This is a genomic window from Salmonella sp. GDC200615, from assembly GCF_050574145.1.
GTDB lineage: Bacteria > Pseudomonadota > Gammaproteobacteria > Enterobacterales > Enterobacteriaceae > Salmonella > Salmonella enterica.
This window is the reverse complement of record NZ_CP192247.1, coordinates 3,990,297-4,010,065: the sequence shown is the minus strand read 5'-3', so window position 1 is coordinate 4,010,065 and position 19,769 is coordinate 3,990,297. Positions and strand designations below refer to the sequence as shown.

Sequence of the window (19,769 nt, the reverse complement as noted above, 5' to 3'; positions counted from 1 at the left end):
CCAGTTGACATAACTGGAGATATAACATGGAGTTTTTCAGGAAAACGGCATTAGCTGCTCTGGTAATGGGTTTCAGCGGCGCAGCGTTCGCTTTACCGAATATCACCATCTTAGCGACCGGCGGAACGATCGCTGGCGGCGGTGATTCAGCAACAAAATCAAATTATACGGCAGGTAAAGTCGGTGTCGAAAATCTGGTGGATGCCGTTCCTCAATTGAAGGACATTGCGATAGTGAAAGGCGAGCAGGTCGTTAACATTGGCTCGCAGGATATGAACGATGAAGTCTGGCTCACGCTGGCGAAAAAAATCAATACCGAGTGCGACAGCACCGACGGTTTCGTGATCACCCACGGTACTGATACGATGGAAGAGACCGCTTATTTCCTCGATCTGACCGTGAAATGCAATAAACCGGTGGTACTGGTCGGCGCGATGCGTCCCTCCACGTCAATGAGCGCAGATGGCCCGTTCAACCTCTATAATGCGGTAGTAACAGCGGCTGATAAACAGTCTGCCAACCGCGGCGTGCTGGTGGTAATGAATGATACCGTCATGGACGGACGCGACGTCACTAAGACCAATACGACTGACGTGGCGACGTTTAAAGCGGTTAACTACGGCCCGCTGGGTTATATCCACAACGGTAAAATTGACTACCAGCGTACGCCAGAGCGTAAACATACCACCTCCACCCCGTTCGACGTGTCGAAGCTGACCGCGTTGCCGAAAGTCGGTATCGTTTATAACTATGCGAATGCGTCCGATCTGCCGGCAAAAGCGCTGGTAGACGCGGGTTATGACGGGATCGTGAGCGCAGGCGTGGGTAACGGCAACCTGTATAAAACGGTCTTTGATACCCTGGCGACCGCCGCGCACAACGGTACGGTAGTGGTGCGTTCTTCACGTGTGCCGACTGGCGCAACCACGCAGGATGCGGAAGTTGACGATGCAAAATACGGCTTTGTCGCTTCCGGCACGCTGAACCCGCAAAAAGCGCGTGTCTTACTGCAACTGGCGTTAACCCAGACTAAAGATCCAAAACAGATCCAGACGATGTTCAATCAGTATTAATGATAATGCCCCGGTCGGAAGGCCGGGGCTATTTTTGGAAGACCTCTCGCACAACCAACACTATTATCTTGCTAATTATCATCATGGTTATGATAATTGTGGGCGTCATGTCTCTGGACGGGAGGTCCACAAGTGGTTCGACAATGGATTGCTGGCGCAGCGCTGTTTGCCCTGATTTCAGGCTATAGTTGGGCAGAGGTTGCTCAACCCTCCGATAACATCTTAAAAGAACAGTTTAGTAAGCAGTACCACGGCATACTTAAACTGGACTCCATTACCTTAAAAAATCTTGATTCGACGGGCAATCAGGCCACCTGGTCTGCCGAAGGGGATATTTCTTCCCGTGAAGATATGTATACCGGCGTTGGTATGGCGGCGGATTATTATTTTGTTGAAAAAACCTGGACCAAAGATCGTCCCGTTAAATTTTCTGCCATGTTAACCAGTAAAGGGACGCCAGCCTCTGGCTGGACGGTGAACTATTACTCATTACAAATGGCAGCCAGCGATCAGGGCCGGGCTATTGACGACATTAAAACGAATGATAAATACCTGATCGTCAACAGCGATGATTTTAACTATCGGTTTGGCAACATTGAAGCCTCCTGGCGTGCGCAGAAAGCGTCGATCCCCGGTCTTGAAGAACAACTCTCTGCCCTGGATAAGAAAATAGCGGTAGCTAAAAAAGAAGCGGACGCGTATTGGGGAAAAGGCGCTGATGGGAAACCGTTGACCCGCGCTGAGGCGTTTAAAAAGACGTTAAAAGAGCGCGATGATTATGTAAAAGCCAACGATAGCAGCGTATATGCCGAGAAATACGAAAAAGAGGTCTATCAACCGGCATTAGACGCGTGCCGTAAGCAGAGTGAGCCGTGCAATGAAGCGGCTATTCAGCAGAAAAGAGATTTAGACATACACGAGCAACGGCGGCAGGTATTTTTGAAATCAGAAGAGCTGCGTCGAAAAGCGCAGAATGACTGGATAACGTTAGAGAAAGGACAATATCCGCTGAATATAGCGGTACAGAAACTTCAGATGCAACAGAGTGATATCCGTGTGAAAATTATGGATATTAATGACGGTTACGAGCGCTGGAAAAAAGATACGGACGATTTGCGTCGTAAAGGAGTTATTAAATAATGCGCTTGCCGGCGGCGCATTAACCGCCACAGGTCGGTAAGCGTCGCGCCATCAGGTATTTTACCCGCTGGCGCGACAGGCTTATCCTTGTTATTCCGCGAGAAACAACTCAAGAAGAGAGTTTAAAAACAGTTTACCGTGCCGGGTAATCTGCCAGTATTGCTCGCATTCGGTCAGGTAGCCCTGGGCAATAGCCTCGTCGATTGGCTGACGAATAACCGCTTCCGTAAGCCCGGTATAGTCGACAAATTCGGCGCGAGGCGCGCGCTCCAGCAACCGAAAACGGTTCATAAAGAACTCAAAGGGTTTATCGTCATCACTCACGTCACGCTGGCTTTCCAGGTAACGTCCCTGCATATAACCGCGTGGGTGACGGGTTTTGGTGGTGCGCAGGATCCTGCCGCCCGGGAAGGTGACTTTACCGTGGGCGCCGCAGCCAATCCCCAGATAGTCGCCAAAGCGCCAGTAGTTCAGATTATGCTGGCACTGATAACCGGGTTTGGCATAGGCCGACGTTTCGTATTGCTGATAGCCCGCGGCGGTTAATAACTGGTGGCCCTGCTCAAAGATATCCCACAGAGCGTCATCGTCCGGTAAAACCGGCGGACGCGAACCGAACAGAGTGTTGGGTTCAATCGTCAATTGATACCATGAGAGATGCGGCGGATTAAGCGCAATTGCCTGTCGCAAATCATTCAGCGCCTCTTCCAGCGTTTGGTCCGGCAATCCATGCATCAAGTCGAGGTTAAAGCTGCGTAGCCCAAGCCCATTTGCCAGTCTTGCTGCCCGCATCGCCTCTTGTGGACCGTGAATACGGCCAAGACGTTTCAGCTTAGGCTCACTAAAGCTCTGCACGCCAATGGAGATCCGGTTTACGCCGGCGCGCTGATAGTCGATGAAGCGGTCGGCTTCGACCGTGCCGGGGTTCGCTTCCATAGTAATTTCCGCATCCGCCGCCAGATTCAGGCGCGCACGCACGCCGTCCAGCAGCGTTTGCATCGCCGGCCCGGAAAGCAGGCTTGGCGTACCGCCGCCAATAAAAATGGTCTTTACTTCACGCCCTTGCGCCCAAGCGACGTCGGCATCCAGATCGTTTAACAGATGCTGGACGTAGTCGTCATGTGGCACCTCGCCCTTCAACGCATGGGAATTGAAGTCGCAATATGGACATTTTTGTACACACCAGGGAATATGAATATAAAGACTGAGCGGCGGTAGTTTAGCCATTGCGTAACGCATCCAGCAGCAGCTTGAGCGCTTGTCCACGGTGGGAAATCGCGCTTTTTTCTTCACGGGTCAGTTCTGCGGCGGTTTTGCCTTCAGACGGTACGAAGAAAATGGGATCATAGCCAAATCCGCCATTTCCGGCCGCCTGGCGAGTAATGACGCCAGGCCAGCTACCGTGACAGACTATCGGTGTGGGATCTTCCGCATGACGCAAATAAACCAGTACACAATGGAATCGCGCCTGGCGTTTGTCGTCCGGAACATCCCGTAGAGTATGCAGCAGTTTTTCCAGATTTTGCTGATCTGTCGCGTTTTCGCCAGAATAGCGCGCGGAATAGATACCCGGCGCGCCGCCTAAAACGTCAACGGCCAGACCGGAGTCATCGGCAATGGCGGGCAGGCCGGTCATTTTGGCGGCATGGCGCGCTTTGAGAATCGCGTTTTCAATAAACGTCAGGCCGGTTTCTTCCGCGGAATCGACGCCCAGTTCCGTTTGCGCTACCACATCAAGCCCAAAATCGCTTAACAGCGACGCGAGCTCGCGCACTTTACCGGCGTTGCCGGTTGCGAGAACAACTTTTTGCATGGAATACCTACTCAGTTAACGCCGCAATTTCCGGCGGGATCTGTTGCGGGTGAATAATTTTTACCTGTTTGTGACGGCCCAGCTCGCCTTTTTCGATGACGATCTGACTTTTCGCCACGCGAAACTGTTTACCAAGAAACTTGGTCAGATGGCTGTTTGCCTGACCGTCAACCGGTGGGGCAGTAATGGCGACTTTCACCTCGTCGCCATGTAAGCCCACAATACTGTCGCGGCTGGCTTTCGGCTGAATATAAAGCCGTAACACCAGACCGTCTTCGCAGCGAGTCACAGCACTCATAGCGCCATCCACAGCCCCGGCAGCAACATGTTGCCTGTCGCTTGTAAGACTTCAGCGATCCCCATATTAACGACATACAGCAGCAGCACCAGAACCATCGGCGAGAAGTCGATGCCGCCCATCGCAGGCAGTATACGGCGAATCGGGCTGAGCAGCGGCTCGGCAAGCTGAATCAATACATATTCAATCGGGCTACGACCCTGGCTCACCCAGCTCATGATAGCCATGACCAGCAGCACCCAGAAGATCAGCAGGCCGATTGTTTTAAGCAAGATAAGCACTGCGGCAATCCAGATAATCGCCTGAAACGTAATGACCTTAAACAGCACTATCGCCTTAATAACGCTAAGAATAAACGCCACTAGCAGGGAAGCGCTGTCAATCGGCCCCATTGGCGGGATAATACGACGCAGCGGTCCGATGATGGGCTGCGTAATTTTCACCACGAACTGGGAGAAAGGGTTGTAAAAGTCACAGCGGGCCCACTGCATCCACACGCGCAATAATAGCACCATGGTATACAGCTCAATTACCGTTGAGAGCAGGAAGGTCAACGTATTCATGGCGTTCCTCAGTTTTCCTTAATTTTTTGTGTAATCACGAGCACCAAAGATAGCGGTGCCGATGCGCACCATTGTGCTACCTGCCGCAATCGCGGCTTCCATATCGTCGCTCATACCCAGAGATAGGGTATCAACGTCAGGGTAGCGCGCTTTCAGCCCGGCAAATGCTACAGCCATTTGACGTGCGACTTCAAACTGCCTTACATAATCTGACTCTGGCGCCGGGATCGCCATCAGTCCGCGAAGCCGCAGACGCGGCAGTGTAGCCACCGCAGCGGCCAGCTCATCCAGTTCCGCCAGCGGAATGCCTGATTTGCTGTTTTCATCGCTGATATTAATTTGGATCAGAACATTTAGCGCCGGCAGATTATCCGGACGCTGTTCGCTCAGCCGTGAGGCGATACGCAGGCGATCGATGGTATGACACCAGTCAAAATGCTCGGCCACCAGCCGACTTTTGTTGGACTGTAAAGGGCCAATAAAGTGCCAGTGCAGGCCTTCCACTTTCGCTTCCTGAAAGTGGCGGATTTTTTCCACCCCCTCTTGTACATAATTTTCACCAAATGCCCGTTGTCCGGCGGCAATGGCTTCTGCGATGTCGCTCGCAGGTTTGGTTTTACTCACTGCAAGCAACGTAACTTCTTCTGAAGAGCGGCCGCAACGCGTCGCCGCGGCGGAGATTTTGTCCCGGATGTATGCCAGGTTATGCGCGATATCGTTCATTTTCCGAGGATGTTTATATGAATATGGAAGAAATTGTGACGCTTAGTGTAAAGCATAACGTCTCGGATCTACACCTGTGTAACGCCTGGCCTGCGCGATGGCGCAAACAAGGACGCATGGAGAACGCGCCTTTTACCGCGCCTGATGTCGACAGGCTTCTGCTTGATTGGCTTAATGATGCGCAACAATATCAGTGGCGAACGCACGGCCAGCTTGATTTCGCCGTCTCGCTGTCTGGCACGCGGCGCCTGCGCGCCAGTGCGTTCACACATCAACAGGGAACGTCGCTGGCGCTACGGCTATTGCCCGAGCGTTGTCCTGATCTGGCGGAAATCCAGACGCCGCCGATAGTACCCGCACTGCTTGCCAGCGAGAACGGACTGATTCTGGTCACTGGCGCTACTGGCTGCGGGAAATCCACTACGCTGGCGGCGATGGTGGGACATCTTAATCAACATGCCGATAAACACATCCTGACGCTGGAAGATCCTATTGAGTACCGTTACACCAGCAAGCGTTGCCTGATACAGCAGCGGGAAATCGGCCAGCATTGCGCCACTTTTGCCGCCGGGCTGCGCGCGGCGTTACGTGAAGATCCCGATGTCATTTTACTGGGAGAGCTGCGTGACAGCGAGACCATTCGCCTGGCGCTGACGGCGGCGGAAACGGGGCATCTGGTACTGGCAACCCTGCATACTCGCGGTGCGGCGCAGGCGGTGGAAAGATTAGTGGATAGTTTTCCGGCGCAGGAAAAAGAACCGGTACGCAGCCAACTGGCGGGTAGTCTGCGCGCCGTACTATCACAAAAACTGGAGGTCGACAGACAGGATGGGCGCGTGGCGTTGTTTGAATTACTGATTAATACGCCAGCCACAGGGAATTTGATCCGTGAAGGCAAACTCCATCAGTTGGCCCACGTGATACAAACCGGGCAGCAGCAGGGGATGATGACATTCGCCCAGAGCGCGCAATGGCGTCAGGCGCAGGGACGACTGTAGCGAAGATGGCGGCGTAGGGGGGTTGTAAAGTGTTGACTGGCGCGGTGGATTGAACGGCATGCAGGCTTGTATCCTGGCGAACCGGCGTTAAAATCGCAGCTTTGTTAAAACCACAGCGAAGCCATTTAACGATGTCATCACAACCGAATCAAAGCCTGATAGATGGCATTCGCTGTCTGCAATATCTGGTCTCCAGCGACCGTGCTATCGGATGTCGCGAGCTTGCCCGGCTGATGGATATTAATACCACGCGCGTTAATCGCCTGTTAATGACGATGGCCTCTATTGGACTCACGATGCAGGATGAGCACCGACGCTATTTACCCGGGCCAGGCATTCATGCTTTGGCGGCGCAGGCGATTCGTGGTTCAGCGCTGTTCTCCCATGCGTTGCCTATCCTTGAACGCCATGCGCCCAAAGACATCGTGGTGGCATTAGGCGTGCTATGGGAAGACCAGATTATCTATATTTATCACTCTACGCCGGGTTCGCAGGGAAGTCAGGCGCTGGCGGGGTTTCGCATGTGCCCGGCCTGGCAGTCGGTAACAGGAGTGGCGTTACTGGCGGCAGAAAGCGATGAGGCGCTAATGCAGCGTTTTACTCCGGAGCAATGGCGTAATCTGGCGCCGCATGTGGCGCAGCAGCGCCAGCGGGGATACGTGCTGTGGCATCACGCTGATGGTGAAGTTTCTATGGCGCAACCGCTAGGCAAGCACGCCGCAGCGCTGGCCTTTGCGGGAATGTGGCGGATTGATGAGGCGGAGGCGGCTGCGCGTTTACAGGCGTTGAAGGCATTAAACCAGCTTATTGCCCAGTAAGCCTGGCAACCGTGACCGCGTTATCCGCCTGCTGACAAAAACGGCTTTAATACCCCTGTTCAAAATAGCTTTCGAGGATAATCACGGCGGAGGCCGAGTCCACTTTGCCTTTGTTCAGTGCGCGATACCCACCTCGTTCAAACAGACCGGAGCGTGCTTCAACGGTGCTGAGTCGTTCATCGTGCAGCGTGACAGTTACCCCGAAACGCCCATGAATACGGTTGGCGAATTTACGTGCGCGCGCCGTCAGCGGCTGTTCAGTGCCATCCATATTGAGCGGTAGCCCGACAATAATTTCGTCCGGCTGCCACTCTTTCAGCAAACGTTCAATGAGCATCCAGTCGGGCGTGCCGTCCTGTGCTTTGATTGCCGGAAGCGGACGGGCGGTGCCGGTAATGCATTGTCCTATTGCAACGCCGATGCTTTTTGTGCCGAAGTCAAAGGCCAGTAAGGTGTCGCTCATCAGGCGTGCCCCGCAACGCCAGGCATGGTCAGAATATCAATGCCAATAAGTTTTGCCGCTTCGCGCCAGCGCTCGGCAATGGGTGTTTTGAACAAAATATTGAGATCGGCGGGCGCGGTAAGCCAGGCGTTATCAAGCAGCTCTTGTTCAAGCTGGCCTTTATCCCAGGAGGCGTAGCCCAGCGCGACCAGTACATCGGAAGGCTGTTGTTGGGTACCTAACGTTTCCAGCACATCGCGGGAGGTGGTAATCACGGTATTGTCTGAGATACGAATGCTGGAGGCGAAACGTGACGGCGGAGTATGGAGAATAAATCCGCGATCTTCCGCCAGCGGGCCGCCGAGCATCACGGCTTTATCAAGACGAATTGACGAATCGCGCGGTTCCGGCGTAATTTTTAGTTTTTCCAGAATCCCTTCAATTTGCAGATTTTCCAAAGGCTTATTAACAATAATCCCCATAGCGCCGTCCTGGTTGTGCTCGCAAATATACACCACGGAACGGCGGAAAATCGGGTCCTGGAGCGCAGGCATGGCAATAAGAAAGTGATGCTGTAAATTCATTGTCAGAGGTTCTGTTTCCTGGTTCAAAAAAACGACAGTGTTCAGTATGTGGGGAAAGCGGACGGTTGTCACTCATATAAGCCGTCTTTTGCCAAAGGACGGTGGCCTTATCGGGCAATAGACTGCCGGATGGCGATGCTGATGCGCCGCCTTATCCGACCGGGGCGGCGTGATTGCTCAGGCCCGGTAAGCGCACGCCACCGGGCAATAAACCTTTACTTCGCCAGACGCGCTTCGATGGCGTCCATCAACATCCCGGTGATAGAGATCGGGTATTCCGCTTCAATTTCACGCACGCAGGTTGGGCTGGTCACGTTAATTTCCGTTAAGCGGTCGCCGATAATATCCAGACCGACGAAAATAAGCCCTTTGGCTTTAAGCGTTGGCCCAACGCGGCGGGCGATTTCCCAGTCGCTTTCGCTCAACGGACGGGGTTCGCCGCGACCACCAGCCGCCAGGTTGCCGCGGGTTTCGCCGCCCTGCGGAATACGCGCCAGGCAGTAAGGCACCGGCTCGCCGTCGACGACCAGGACGCGCTTATCGCCATCTTTGATCGCGGGCAAATAGTTCTGTGCCATGCAGTAGCGGTTGCCCAGCTCGGTCAGCGTTTCGGCAATAACGCCTATGTTAGGATCGCCTTCCTTAACGCGGAAAATGGACGCGCCGCCCATACCGTCCAGCGGTTTCATAATGATATCGCCGTGCTTTTCCCAAAACGCTTTGAGCTGCGCTTTATTGCGCGTTACCAGCGTTTCCGGCGTCAGATCGGCAAACCAGGCAGTATACAGTTTTTCATTACAGTCGCGCAGGCTTTGCGGTTTGTTGACGATCAGCGTCCCTTCTTCTTCAGCGCGTTCCAGAATATAGGTCGCATAAATAAACTCGGTATCAAACGGCGGATCTTTGCGCATCAAAATGACGTCCAGATCGGCGAGTTTAATCTCCTGCTCGCTGCCGAACTCGTACCATTTATCGTAATTTTGCTCCACGCTCAACGTTCGCGTGCGGGCGCGGGCTTCGCCGTTAATCAGATAAAGGTCGGCCATCTCCATATAATGAAGTTCATAACCACGACGTTGGGCTTCCAGCAGCATAGCGAAACTGGTGTCTTTCTTGATGTTGATGTGTGCGATGGGGTCCATCACGATGCCGAGCTTGATCATTATTTTCTCCGTTAACGCTTCATCCTAAGTCGCCAAAACGCACCTGTAGCGCGGTAATGGCGGTGAGCGCGGTTGTCTCAGTACGCAGAACGCGAGGTCCTAACAGAATATCAGTAAACTGATAGCGCGCGGTCATCGCGATTTCGTCCGCCGACAGCCCGCCTTCCGGGCCGATCAGCAGTCGGACGCGTTCAACCGGCAGCGGCAGAGTGTTGATGCTGGCATGGGCGCGCGGATGAAGATTGAGCTTCAGCCCGGAATCTTGCTCGGCGCACCAGGCTTCCAGCGCCATCGGCGGGCGAATTTCCGGCACCCGGTTACGCCCGCATTGTTCGCAGGCGGCGATGGCGATCTTTTGCCACTGCTGGCGCTTTTTGTTCAGACGTTCATTATCCAGTTTAACGCCGCAGCGCTCAGAGAACAGTGGCGTAATGAGGCTTACACCTAGTTCGATCGATTTCTGGATAGTAAATTCCATTTTTTCACCGCGCGACATCACCTGGCCCAGATGGATATGTAGCGGCGATTCACGATCGTCGATTTCGCCTTTCATCACTTGCACTTCAACGCTTTTCTTACTGGCGCTAATGATTTCAGCATCGAATACCTGATTACTGCCGTCAAACAGCTGTAACGCTTGTCCCGCTCCCATGCGCAGTACACGACCAATATGGTTGGCCGCATCTTCGCATAACGAAATCTGCGTACCGGACGTCAACAATTCAGGGTGATAAATGCGGGGAATACGCATAATAAAAAAATCCGCGTCATGGCCCCGGCGTTTGGCTATCCAGGGCATGGGTTAACAAGAATCCCGCTAGTGTAGGTTAGCTCTTTCGCGCCTGGCAAGCGCGTTGCACATAGGGATTATGATTACCCTGGACCTTCGCGATACGCGCATCGCGCTCGCACTCCCAGGCGGTAACGGGGTACTGCTTATCCCAGACGTTAAAAAGCTGCGTTTGTTGGCGGGAAAGTTTCAGTTGGTATTGGTCGCGCATATAAAAATAAGTGCGGGCGATTGCGCCACGGGCGCGGGCGGGCGGCTCGGCGAGCTTCGCTTTGAAATCTACTTTCATGGCGCACTGCCCGTACTGACCTTCGCCGCCGTTCCACTGGCTATACATAAAGTTGCCGCGATCGCCATTCACTTCGCCAATCGCGGGTTGCAGGTTATGCATATCGCTTTCCATTTTGCGGTAGACCGGGTCTTTAGCGCAGTTTTTTCGCCCGCCGTCCTGCCAGCACTGGCGCTGATGACCGAATTGCCAGGCGGGGACAACGTGCTCCCACTCAATGCGTCTGGCGCGATTCTCGTTTTTACGCACCTTATAGCCGCAGGACTCCAGGTCTACGACGCCTTTTTTACCCTGCCAGCGGATTTTGCACCCGCAGTAAAAGCTGCCGGGCGCGTCGGCATTGACTTTGACGCTCGCCGCTTTGGCCTGAGAAAAATTGTTAATGCCATCGGCCAGGGCCTGGCCTGAAAACGCTGCGGCCAGCAACGCAGCGGCAAAAGAAAAATTACGGTACATTGCACACTCCATAGCAAAACGAGCCCGCAACGTAACGAAAGTTGTGTCTGTATGCAATCAGTCCGCTCAGGAAAGTTCCCGGACGTTTCGGGAAACTACCCGGCGACCAGTGGTTCGCCGCAGTGAACGCAACGATAAACCGCTTCGCCGCGTACTACCCGATTATGACGGCGGACGGTGAGTTGATGTTGCTGGCATTGGCAATGGTAGGGAAAGGTGTTGCGCCGTACGGATTGCAGCGCAAATTGATGAGTACGTCTGGCCGGAACGCCCAGCACGCTTTCCATCATCCACTTCCATTCCTTGCCATGCGGAGCCTTGCGTCCGAAGTGCTTCCACACCAACAGATGCGCCAGTTCATGCGGCACGACCTCTGCTATAAAGGTGTCGATGTTTTCCAGCAGTAACACCGGGTTGAGGCGGATTTCGTAGCTCTCCAGCCAGGCGGTGCCCGCCGAGGTGCCGCGTTGCGTATACACCAGTTTCGGCTCCGGATAATGTCTATCGAGCTTGAGGTTCGCCTGGGCGAGATTTTCCCGCAGACGGCGCATCACGGTCTGCTGGATAGCGATAGGGAGACGAGGGGTTTTCATAGCGGCAGAGAATAGTGCGACGGAAGAGGGACTGCAAGAAAAACGCTTCCTCCTGTGGCAGGAGGAAGCGTGGAGGGATTAGTCGTGGGCGCCGATTTCGCGCAGTTTACGACCTTTCATCAGGTTACGTTCAATGTGTTCCAGCGAAACGTGTTTGGTTTCCGGCACCAGCCACAGGGTCAGCAGGATAAACAGCACGTTCAGGCCAGCGTAGACCCAGAAGGTGTTGGCGTTACCCAGATTGTTCAGCATGGTCAGGAACGTTGCGCCGACGATCATATTGGCGATCCAGTTGGTCGCGGTGGAGCAGGTGATGCCGAAATCGCGGCCTTTCAGCGGCTGGATTTCGGAGCACAGTACCCAAATCAGCGGACCAGCGCTCATCGCAAATCCAATGATGAACATCAGCAGCATAGCGATAGCGAAGTATTGCGCAGACGGCGAATGGATGCCGATGTGCATCATCGTACCCAGAATCCCCATACCAATCGCCATGACCAGGAAGCCCAGCGTCAGGGTCGGCTTGCGGCCCCAGCGGTCAACCAGGCCGATAGCGATGAAGGTTGCCAGCACGTTAGTCAGACCAACAATAACGGTGCCCCACATCTGCTCCGTGGTATTCGTGTACCCCGCCAGTTCGAAGATTTTCGGCGCGTAATACATGATGACGTTCATCCCGGTAAATTGCTGCATGACCTGCAACAAAATGCCAAGAAACACGGCGCGGCGGAAGTTGCTGTTCTCTTTGAACAGCGCCCAACCGCTCTGTTTAACCTGCAAACTTTCGCGAATTTCATCGAGCTCACGTTTTGCTTCCGCACTGGTGTCACGCAGGAGCAACAGGACGCGTTCAGCATCATGGAAGCGGCGTTTTGCCGCAAACCAGCGCGGGCTGTCCGGCAGGAAGAAGACGCCGATCAGCAGCAGAATGGCCGGGATGATGATCACGCCGAGCATCCAGCGCCATGCGCCGCTGTAGCTGAACGCGGTATCTGACAGATAAGCGCCCAGAATCCCGATGGTGATCATGAGTTGGTACATTGAGATCATACTGCCGCGAATTTTTTCCGGCGCGATCTCGGACAGGTACAACGGTGCAGTGTAGGAAGCGACGCCGACGGCCAGACCCAGCAGCACGCGAGAAATAATCAGGACTTCAACGTTAGGCGCCGCAGCGGAGAACAGCGAACCGGCGACGAACAGGATAGCGCCGATCATCAGGCTTTTTTTACGACCCAGCTTAAAGGAGAGCCAGCCGCTGCCGACAGCGCCGACGGCCGCGCCAAACATCATGGAGCTGACCACCCATTCCTGAGTGTGTGCGGTAATCTGAAACTCGTCGGTAATGAAGGGTAAAGCACCGGCGATAACGCCGATATCCAGGCCAAAAAGTAATCCTGCCAGGGCTGCAAGAAAGCAGACAAAAAATGTCATGGCCTTGTTGGAACGCCCTTGTTTTTTATTGTCAGGCATTATGCCCTCCGGTTGGGTTAGCAATTTTATCGATGTTAAGAGTAGGTGAGTACGCCGTAAAAAGATGTGAGGCTAATCACAATGGTGTAATCGTTTACACTACTATTTATCTCGGTGATTATTTAATTATCTGAAAAATAATAGTTTTAATAATCTTATAACCATATCAATCGCCTGGTATTCAGACAAAGTTGAAAAATTATGTAATATTTTCATCGTAGAATTAGCATACCGATAGTGAGGCGGTCAGTTCTTAATGAAAATGAATGTAACCGCTTTCATGATGACTGAAACTGAATGATAAAAAGTGTAGTCGAAGAAACGAAAGGGGAGAGTGGATTGTGCTGCGCATCACAAAAAGGTCAGTATAAATTCACGCTGGAATATCTGATAACGTTGCGTGTATCAGCAATGATAAAGGCCAGCAGGGCGCTGGCCTTGATAAGTACGGTATGGTTTACCTGGCTGAAAAACAGCGTCAGGCGCGGGCGATTATTTCAGACCGGCAGCATCGCGCAGCAGTTGCGCTTTGTCGGTTTTTTCCCATGGGAAGTTTTCGCGACCGAAGTGGCCGTAAGCCGCAGTTTCTTTGTAGATCGGGTGCAGCAGATCCAGCATCTGAATCAAGCCGTACGGGCGCAGGTCGAAGAATTCGCGCACCAGCAGAATCAACTGTTCAGCAGGCACTTTTTCAGTACCGAACGTTTCCACCATGATGGACGTCGGCTCCGCTACGCCGATAGCGTAGGAGACCTGGATTTCACAGCGATCCGCCAGACCTGCCGCCACGATGTTTTTCGCGACATAACGCGCAGCGTAAGCTGCAGAACGGTCAACTTTAGACGGATCTTTACCGGAGAAGGCGCCGCCGCCGTGACGCGCCATACCGCCGTAGGTATCAACAATGATCTTACGACCGGTCAGACCACAATCGCCCATCGGGCCGCCGATAACAAAACGACCGGTTGGGTTGATAAAAAACTTAGTGGACGTATTTAACCATTCAGACGGCAGAATGGGTTTGATGATCTCTTCCATCACCGCTTCTTGCAGCGATTTTTGGTCGATATCTTCTGCGTGCTGCGTAGAGAGAACCACGGCGTCGATACCGACGATTTTGCCGTCGTCATACTGGAAAGTGACCTGGCTTTTTGCATCCGGACGCAACCATGGCAGGGTGCCATTTTTACGCACTTCAGCCTGACGCTGTACCAGACGGTGCGCGTAGGTGATTGGCGCAGGCATCAGTACGTCGGTTTCATTTGTCGCGTAGCCAAACATCAGGCCCTGGTCGCCCGCGCCTTGTTCCAGCGGGTCTGCGCGGTCAACGCCCTGGTTGATATCCGGAGACTGTTTGCCAATTGCGCTCAGTACCGCGCAAGAGTTGGCGTCAAAGCCCATGTCGGAATGCACATAGCCAATTTCGCGCACCGTATTACGGGTAATCTCTTCGATATCGACCCAGGCGCTGGTGGTGATCTCACCGCCAACTAAAACCATGCCGGTTTTAACGTAGGTTTCACAGGCGACGCGTGCTTTCGGATCCTGTTGCAGGATAGCGTCCAACACGGCATCAGAGATTTGGTCTGCAATTTTGTCAGGATGCCCTTCTGATACGGACTCAGACGTAAAAAGGTGTTTTGCCATATTTAATTTCACCTAAAGGAGAATTTAGTTAGCTCAAACTGTTGTGCGGAATAGTCATGACAGAAGATTCTACCATGAGTCTGAAGGTCGCTGACACTGGCAGTCTGAGTGTTAATCAGTATGGATGGATTAACATCTGGACGGCTATTTTAGGTCACTTCTTCGCCCAATTTCCAGCTTTTTTTGAAGGCCGTCGCAATGTCGGTCAAAATCAGGCGATAAACGTTTCTGATAATGCTGACATTATGCGCATTTATGCTTTGCTTTTTTTCTGCGTTCTGGGTATAAAACGCGACGCGCGGCTCATACAAAAGCACACGACGTTTTCTTCGTGTCGCCACTTCCAGCCGGGTTAAAACGTTGCTTTGGCTTGTGGGTTCGTCTTACGAGGCGGCCGTGGAGGTGATACGAGATAATGAACCGTTGTATTCTGCTGAATCTGTCGCATCGTTCTGGTGCGCGCATGTCCCCCGCAATCTGCATCTCTGCTTTGCATACCTGCCGATGTTATACCCATCTCGGCGCTTCTCAGGATTCCAGAGCCGGCAATGGCGCTGAAGACTGAACAAGGGCGCTCTTGTTAACGCAAGAGTTTTCTCGTGGTTTCGCCGAACCGTTATCTGTGAGTTCGGTTACGTGTTTACAATGATATGAAAAAGAAACCGGTCGCGCAGGCGGAGCATCAGCGCTATCTGCTGGAAAATCCGCTTGTCTATGGGTTGTTATCGCGTCTTCGGATTGCGATAGTAGTCAACTGTTTTACACTTGCTAATAAAAATTGAGGTTCGCTATGTCTGACGACATGTCTATGGGTTCGCCTTCGTCAGCAGGCGAACAGGGTGTACTACGCTCCATGCAGGAGGTTGCAATGAGCTCCCAGGAAGCCAGCAAGATGCTGCGCACTTACAATATTGCCTGGTGGGGCAATAACTACTACGACGTCAACGAGCTGGGCCATATTAGCGTATGCCCCGATCCCGACGTACCGGAAGCGCGTGTCGATCTTGCCAAACTGGTGAAAGCGCGCGAAGCGCAAGGTCAGCGTCTGCCGGCGCTGTTCTGCTTCCCGCAGATCCTGCAACACCGTTTGCGTTCAATTAACGCGGCGTTTAAGCGTGCGCGTGAATCTTACGGTTATAACGGCGACTACTTCCTCGTTTATCCGATTAAGGTCAATCAGCATCGCCGCGTGATCGAGTCCCTTATCCATTCCGGTGAACCGTTGGGGCTGGAAGCGGGGTCAAAAGCGGAATTGATGGCGGTGCTGGCGCATGCCGGCATGACCCGTAGCGTGATCGTCTGTAATGGTTATAAAGACCGTGAATACATTCGGCTGGCGCTGATTGGCGAGAAGATGGGCCATAAGGTTTATCTGGTCATCGAAAAGATGTCTGAAATCGCGATTGTGCTGGAAGAGGCCGAGCGCCTGAATGTGGGTCCTCGCCTGGGCGTGCGTGCGCGTCTGGCCTCTCAGGGGTCCGGTAAGTGGCAATCCTCCGGCGGCGAAAAATCAAAATTCGGCCTGGCGGCGACCCAGGTGCTGCAACTGGTGGAGACCCTGCGTGACGCCGGGCGTCTGGACAGTCTGCAACTGTTGCACTTCCACCTGGGATCGCAGATGGCGAACATTCGCGATATCGCGACCGGCGTGCGCGAGTCCGCGCGTTTCTATGTTGAGCTGCATAAGCTGGGCGTTAATATCCAGTGCTTCGACGTGGGCGGCGGTCTGGGCGTGGATTATGAAGGTACCCGCTCGCAGTCCGACTGTTCGGTGAACTATGGCCTGAACGAATATGCCAATAACATCATCTGGGCGATTGGCGATGCCTGCGAAGAGCATGGTTTACCGCATCCGACGATGATTACCGAGTCTGGCCGCGCCGTCACTGCGCACCATACGGTACTGGTCTCTAACATTATCGGTGTGGAGCGTAACGAATACACGGATCCGACTGCCCCTGCTGAAGATGCGCCGCGCGCGCTGCAAAATCTGTGGGAAACCTGGCAGGAGATGCATAAACCTGGCACCCGCCGCTCGCTGCGTGAGTGGCTGCATGATAGCCAAATGGATCTGCACGATATTCATATCGGCTACTCTTCCGGCGCGTTTAGTTTGCAGGAGCGCGCCTGGGCGGAGCAACTTTATCTCAGCATGTGCCATGAAGTGCAGAAGCAACTGGACCCGCAAAACCGTGCGCATCGCCCGATTATCGACGAACTGCAAGAGCGGATGGCGGACAAAATGTACGTCAACTTCTCGCTGTTCCAGTCGATGCCGGACGCGTGGGGAATCGATCAGCTCTTTCCGGTGCTGCCGCTGGAAGGGTTAGATCAGGTACCGGAACGTCGTGCCGTGCTGCTGGATATAACCTGTGATTCCGATGGCGCTATTGACCACTATATCGATGGCGACGGTATCGCCACGACGATGCCGATGCCGGAATACGATCCAGAGAATCCACCGATGCTCGGCTTCTTTATGGTCGGCGCCTATCAGGAGATCCTCGGTAACATGCACAACCTGTTTGGCGATACTGAAGCGGTTGACGTGTTTGTCTTCCCGGATGGTAGCGTCGAGGTTGAGCTGTCGGACGAAGGCGATACCGTTGCGGATATGCTGCAATATGTGCAACTGGATCCAAAAACGCTGTTAACGCATTTCCGCGACCAGGTAAAACAGACGGATCTGGACGATGCGTTGCAGCAGCAGTTCCTTGAGGAATTTGAAGCGGGATTGTACGGTTATACTTATCTTGAAGATGAGTAATTAAGAGTATTCCGCTTGTGGGTCGATTTAATTATTTAAATCGACCCTTTTATATTTTATAAATTCTTAATTATCAGCGGTGCCGCTTCTCTATGTAATTTTATGGGCCTACAATCCCCCTAATAATTAAAAAGGGGGTTAAGTATGAGCAAATTTAAATTTAATGCCGTCATTGTTGGCTTGTTTTTGCTGTTAGGCGGTTGTTCCAGCGGAATGCAATCTAATAATGGCTCTTCATCCGACGTCGGCACCGCCTGGGGCGGCGACGTGCATTCATCGGTACAAAGCGTTTCGGTAGAACGTGCCGATCGAGAACCTGCCGAAATGGTGATAATAAATTACTCCACTCAATATCCGTCAGGTTACGATAAAGTTTATAGTATACGTATCAGCGATCTTGAATATGCTGTGCGCGACGCTAATTTTAATTCGATTCCAATTACTCGTCGCTACAACGCATCAATGGGACAATGGCAATATAGTATTCCTGCAAGATCAGGGATGAACTATCAGTTATATATTCGTAATTACAGTCATGATACCAATTACGAAATCGTCGCAACGGTTGATGGCCTGGACGTGTTGAACGGAAAAGCAGGCTCGCTGAATCATCATGGCTATATTGTTAACGCCGGCGATTCACTGGCGATTAAAGGGTTTCGCAAAGATAAACACACTGAGGCGGCATTCCAGTTCGCCGACGTAGCTGACGCTTATGCGGCCCACTCCGCGCAGGGCGATGTACGCAACATCGGCGTCATCGGCTTTGCCGCTTTTGCATTGCAGGGTAAAGCAACAAATACGCTACCGCCTTGTTCCTCGCAGGCTTTCCCGGCGGACAACAACGGGTATGCGCCGCCGCCCTGCCGCAAATAAACCCGGCATCAAACGTCAAATATGCGTTATGGGAATTAGCGCCTTTCCTGCCGAGTCTGGTGGGGAAGGACTGTGTGACGCGCATAGCCGTAGGTTGCGGGAAAGAAACGACCACTCTCTGGCAGGGAAATTGTTTACCATAAACATTAGGATTTGTTTACACTACCCTCAAGTGGAGCAATTGCTGTCTACATAGGTATGTGCATGGAACAAATTTTAACCAAGCGGCGCTATTTTGATATAGGGCTGCAAATAGAAGAACTACTCTATTCAGGGGTATTTAAAGCTGGCGAGCGACTTCCGGCGGAGAGAGAACTCAGCGAGCGTTTTCAAACCAGCCGCACGACGATTCGTGAGGCGATTATTATGCTTGAGCTGAAGGGGGTGGTAGAGGTTAAGCAAGGCGCAGGCACTTACTTTATTGATAGTCTGGAAAAAATCAATCAAAAAGCGCTCTTGCCTTACTCAGACATTGGCCCCTTTGAATTGCTACAGGCCCGGCAGGTTATCGAAAGTAACATCACCGGTTTTGCCGCTACGCAAATAAGATTTAATGAGCTTAAGCAGCTTAAACGTATTATTGAGCAGCAGGAAAAGCAGATTGGCGGCGACAGCGACAAATTTGAAGAACTGGATCGTCAGTTCCACAATATCATCGCGGAATCCACGCAAAATCGTGTATTAATGAAACAATCTGCCGAGCTGTGGCGGGCTGTCAGGACCGAAAATCCGCGCTGGAAGCAGTTAAACTATAAGTATTTACATAAGAAAGAGTTAAGAATGAAATGGGTGGAAGATCACCGTAGTATCTTCCTTGCATTGCAAAAACGCGATGCTGAGCAGGCCAGACAGGCCTCGTGGACCCATCTTGAAAACAGTAAAAATGAGCTGGTAAAAATCTTCCAACAGGATGATTCGCTGGAAGATTTTGATGATTTTTTCTTCGCCACCTGACGGCTATTTTCAGGCGGATGACATTTTTGTCAGCGATTAACCGGGCCTGCCGCCAAAAACAAGCCCGGAGAGAGGGAATCAGGCTTCGTAAACGCTCAGCTTATCCCAGTCAAACTCTACGCCAATGCCGTAGGTGTCCGGTGCCACGGCGCGATAATTGTCGTCCACCAGCGGATGTTTGGTATATTGATCGATCGGGAAGCTGTGAACTTCCAGTCAGCCAGTCTCGAATGCGGAAACCAGTCTGACGTGTAATTCCTGCATACCGAGCGAGCATACCAAACGACCGCCATTCGTCGACAGACGCGC

At 52.8% G+C, this 19,769-nt stretch carries 23 protein-coding genes; 10 read left to right on the top strand and 13 right to left on the bottom strand.

The features are described from left to right. Positions 1–26: 26 nt before the first annotated feature. A complete protein-coding gene (ansB, locus tag ACQ29O_RS19425; protein WP_000394184.1) occupies positions 27–1,073 on the top strand; it encodes an L-asparaginase 2 in 1,047 nt (348 codons plus the stop codon). 132 nt (positions 1,074–1,205) lie between these two features. Then, positions 1,206–2,213: a DUF1202 domain-containing protein gene (locus tag ACQ29O_RS19420; protein ID WP_000252197.1), complete on the top strand. Its 1,008-nt coding sequence runs from the start codon at positions 1,206–1,208 to the stop codon at positions 2,211–2,213. A gap of 90 nt (positions 2,214–2,303) precedes the next feature. Here the strand turns inward: ACQ29O_RS19420 and hemW are convergent, their stop codons facing one another. Genes hemW through ACQ29O_RS19395 form a run of 5 tightly spaced genes read right to left on the bottom strand, consistent with a single transcriptional unit; the run spans position 2,304 to position 5,610 of the window. Then, positions 2,304–3,440 carry a radical SAM family heme chaperone HemW gene (gene hemW / locus ACQ29O_RS19415; RefSeq protein WP_001096521.1) on the bottom strand — a complete coding sequence of 379 codons (1,137 nt, stop codon included), beginning with the start codon at positions 3,438–3,440 and terminating at the stop codon, positions 2,304–2,306. Beyond that, the gene (locus ACQ29O_RS19410) at positions 3,433–4,026 is read right to left on the bottom strand and encodes an XTP/dITP diphosphatase (RefSeq protein WP_001174769.1); all 594 of its coding nucleotides are present in this window, start codon (positions 4,024–4,026) and stop codon (positions 3,433–3,435) included. Before ACQ29O_RS19410 ends, hemW begins: the two co-directional genes overlap by 8 nt. Before the next feature lie 7 nt (positions 4,027–4,033). Next, positions 4,034–4,324, bottom strand: coding sequence for a DUF167 family protein YggU (gene yggU / locus ACQ29O_RS19405; protein WP_001277205.1), 291 nt, complete (start codon positions 4,322–4,324; stop codon positions 4,034–4,036). Next, on the bottom strand, positions 4,321–4,887 hold the full coding sequence (locus ACQ29O_RS19400) for a YggT family protein (RefSeq protein ID WP_001094848.1): 567 nt from the start codon (positions 4,885–4,887) through the stop codon (positions 4,321–4,323). Before ACQ29O_RS19400 ends, yggU begins: the two co-directional genes overlap by 4 nt. Before the next feature lie 18 nt (positions 4,888–4,905). After that, positions 4,906–5,610, bottom strand: coding sequence for a YggS family pyridoxal phosphate-dependent enzyme (locus ACQ29O_RS19395; RefSeq protein ID WP_000997812.1), 705 nt, complete (start codon positions 5,608–5,610; stop codon positions 4,906–4,908). A 17-nt stretch (positions 5,611–5,627) separates the two neighbouring features. Here ACQ29O_RS19395 and ACQ29O_RS19390 point away from each other — a divergent pair, with 17 nt between their 5' ends. Both ACQ29O_RS19390 and ACQ29O_RS19385 read left to right on the top strand, forming a co-directional pair. After that, entirely contained in the window at positions 5,628–6,608 is a 981-nt protein-coding gene (locus ACQ29O_RS19390; protein ID WP_001055642.1) for a type IV pilus twitching motility protein PilT, read from the top strand. A gap of 131 nt (positions 6,609–6,739) precedes the next feature. Continuing rightward, on the top strand, positions 6,740–7,426 hold the full coding sequence (locus tag ACQ29O_RS19385; RefSeq protein WP_000098325.1) for an IclR family transcriptional regulator domain-containing protein: 687 nt from the start codon (positions 6,740–6,742) through the stop codon (positions 7,424–7,426). Between the two features lie 46 nt (positions 7,427–7,472). On the opposite strand, the gene ruvX is transcribed toward ACQ29O_RS19385, so the two are convergent. The 8 genes from ruvX to metK form a co-directional block, all read right to left on the bottom strand. Continuing rightward, on the bottom strand, positions 7,473–7,889 hold the full coding sequence (gene ruvX / locus ACQ29O_RS19380) for a Holliday junction resolvase RuvX (protein ID WP_001285489.1): 417 nt from the start codon (positions 7,887–7,889) through the stop codon (positions 7,473–7,475). After that, positions 7,889–8,452 carry a YqgE/AlgH family protein gene (locus ACQ29O_RS19375; protein WP_001053173.1) on the bottom strand — a complete coding sequence of 188 codons (564 nt, stop codon included), beginning with the start codon at positions 8,450–8,452 and terminating at the stop codon, positions 7,889–7,891. The genes ruvX and ACQ29O_RS19375 overlap by 1 nt, the downstream gene beginning before the upstream one ends. A 215-nt stretch (positions 8,453–8,667) precedes the next feature. Continuing rightward, complete coding sequence (gshB, locus tag ACQ29O_RS19370; protein WP_000593248.1) at positions 8,668–9,615, bottom strand: glutathione synthase; 948 nt, start codon at positions 9,613–9,615, stop codon at positions 8,668–8,670. A 19-nt stretch (positions 9,616–9,634) separates the two neighbouring features. Beyond that, the gene (gene rsmE / locus ACQ29O_RS19365; RefSeq protein ID WP_001675718.1) at positions 9,635–10,366 is read right to left on the bottom strand and encodes a 16S rRNA (uracil(1498)-N(3))-methyltransferase; all 732 of its coding nucleotides are present in this window, start codon (positions 10,364–10,366) and stop codon (positions 9,635–9,637) included. A gap of 76 nt (positions 10,367–10,442) precedes the next feature. Beyond that, positions 10,443–11,150, bottom strand: a complete 708-nt coding sequence (gene endA / locus ACQ29O_RS19360; RefSeq protein ID WP_000286118.1) for a deoxyribonuclease I — start codon at positions 11,148–11,150, stop codon at positions 10,443–10,445. Between the two features lie 95 nt (positions 11,151–11,245). Beyond that, positions 11,246–11,743, bottom strand: a complete 498-nt coding sequence (locus ACQ29O_RS19355; RefSeq protein ID WP_000856781.1) for a SprT family zinc-dependent metalloprotease — start codon at positions 11,741–11,743, stop codon at positions 11,246–11,248. 78 nt (positions 11,744–11,821) lie between these two features. Continuing rightward, positions 11,822–13,216 (bottom strand): galactose/proton symporter, encoded by a 1,395-nt coding sequence (galP, locus tag ACQ29O_RS19350; protein ID WP_001113168.1) that lies wholly within the window; start codon positions 13,214–13,216, stop codon positions 11,822–11,824. Positions 13,217–13,708: 492 nt separating this feature from the next. Next, positions 13,709–14,863, bottom strand: a complete 1,155-nt coding sequence (metK, locus tag ACQ29O_RS19345; protein ID WP_001062140.1) for a methionine adenosyltransferase — start codon at positions 14,861–14,863, stop codon at positions 13,709–13,711. A gap of 56 nt (positions 14,864–14,919) precedes the next feature. Between metK and ACQ29O_RS19340 the strand changes: the two genes are divergently transcribed. The 6 genes from ACQ29O_RS19340 to ACQ29O_RS19315 all read left to right on the top strand — a co-directional run bounded on the left by ACQ29O_RS19340 (position 14,920) and on the right by ACQ29O_RS19315 (position 19,460). Beyond that, the gene (locus ACQ29O_RS19340) at positions 14,920–15,219 is read left to right on the top strand and encodes a hypothetical protein (RefSeq protein WP_001576358.1); all 300 of its coding nucleotides are present in this window, start codon (positions 14,920–14,922) and stop codon (positions 15,217–15,219) included. A gap of 59 nt (positions 15,220–15,278) precedes the next feature. After that, positions 15,279–15,428 carry a hypothetical protein gene (locus ACQ29O_RS19335; protein ID WP_001751809.1) on the top strand — a complete coding sequence of 50 codons (150 nt, stop codon included), beginning with the start codon at positions 15,279–15,281 and terminating at the stop codon, positions 15,426–15,428. An 85-nt stretch (positions 15,429–15,513) separates the two neighbouring features. Beyond that, positions 15,514–15,645 (top strand): acid stress response protein YqgB, encoded by a 132-nt coding sequence (gene yqgB, locus ACQ29O_RS19330; protein ID WP_000729109.1) that lies wholly within the window; start codon positions 15,514–15,516, stop codon positions 15,643–15,645. 8 nt (positions 15,646–15,653) lie between these two features. Then, positions 15,654–17,630, top strand: a complete 1,977-nt coding sequence (speA, locus tag ACQ29O_RS19325; RefSeq protein ID WP_024143622.1) for a biosynthetic arginine decarboxylase — start codon at positions 15,654–15,656, stop codon at positions 17,628–17,630. A gap of 144 nt (positions 17,631–17,774) precedes the next feature. Continuing rightward, positions 17,775–18,506: a hypothetical protein gene (locus ACQ29O_RS19320; protein ID WP_000032793.1), complete on the top strand. Its 732-nt coding sequence runs from the start codon at positions 17,775–17,777 to the stop codon at positions 18,504–18,506. A gap of 153 nt (positions 18,507–18,659) precedes the next feature. After that, the gene (locus ACQ29O_RS19315; RefSeq protein ID WP_001576357.1) at positions 18,660–19,460 is read left to right on the top strand and encodes a FadR/GntR family transcriptional regulator; all 801 of its coding nucleotides are present in this window, start codon (positions 18,660–18,662) and stop codon (positions 19,458–19,460) included. Positions 19,461–19,769 lie beyond the last annotated feature (309 nt).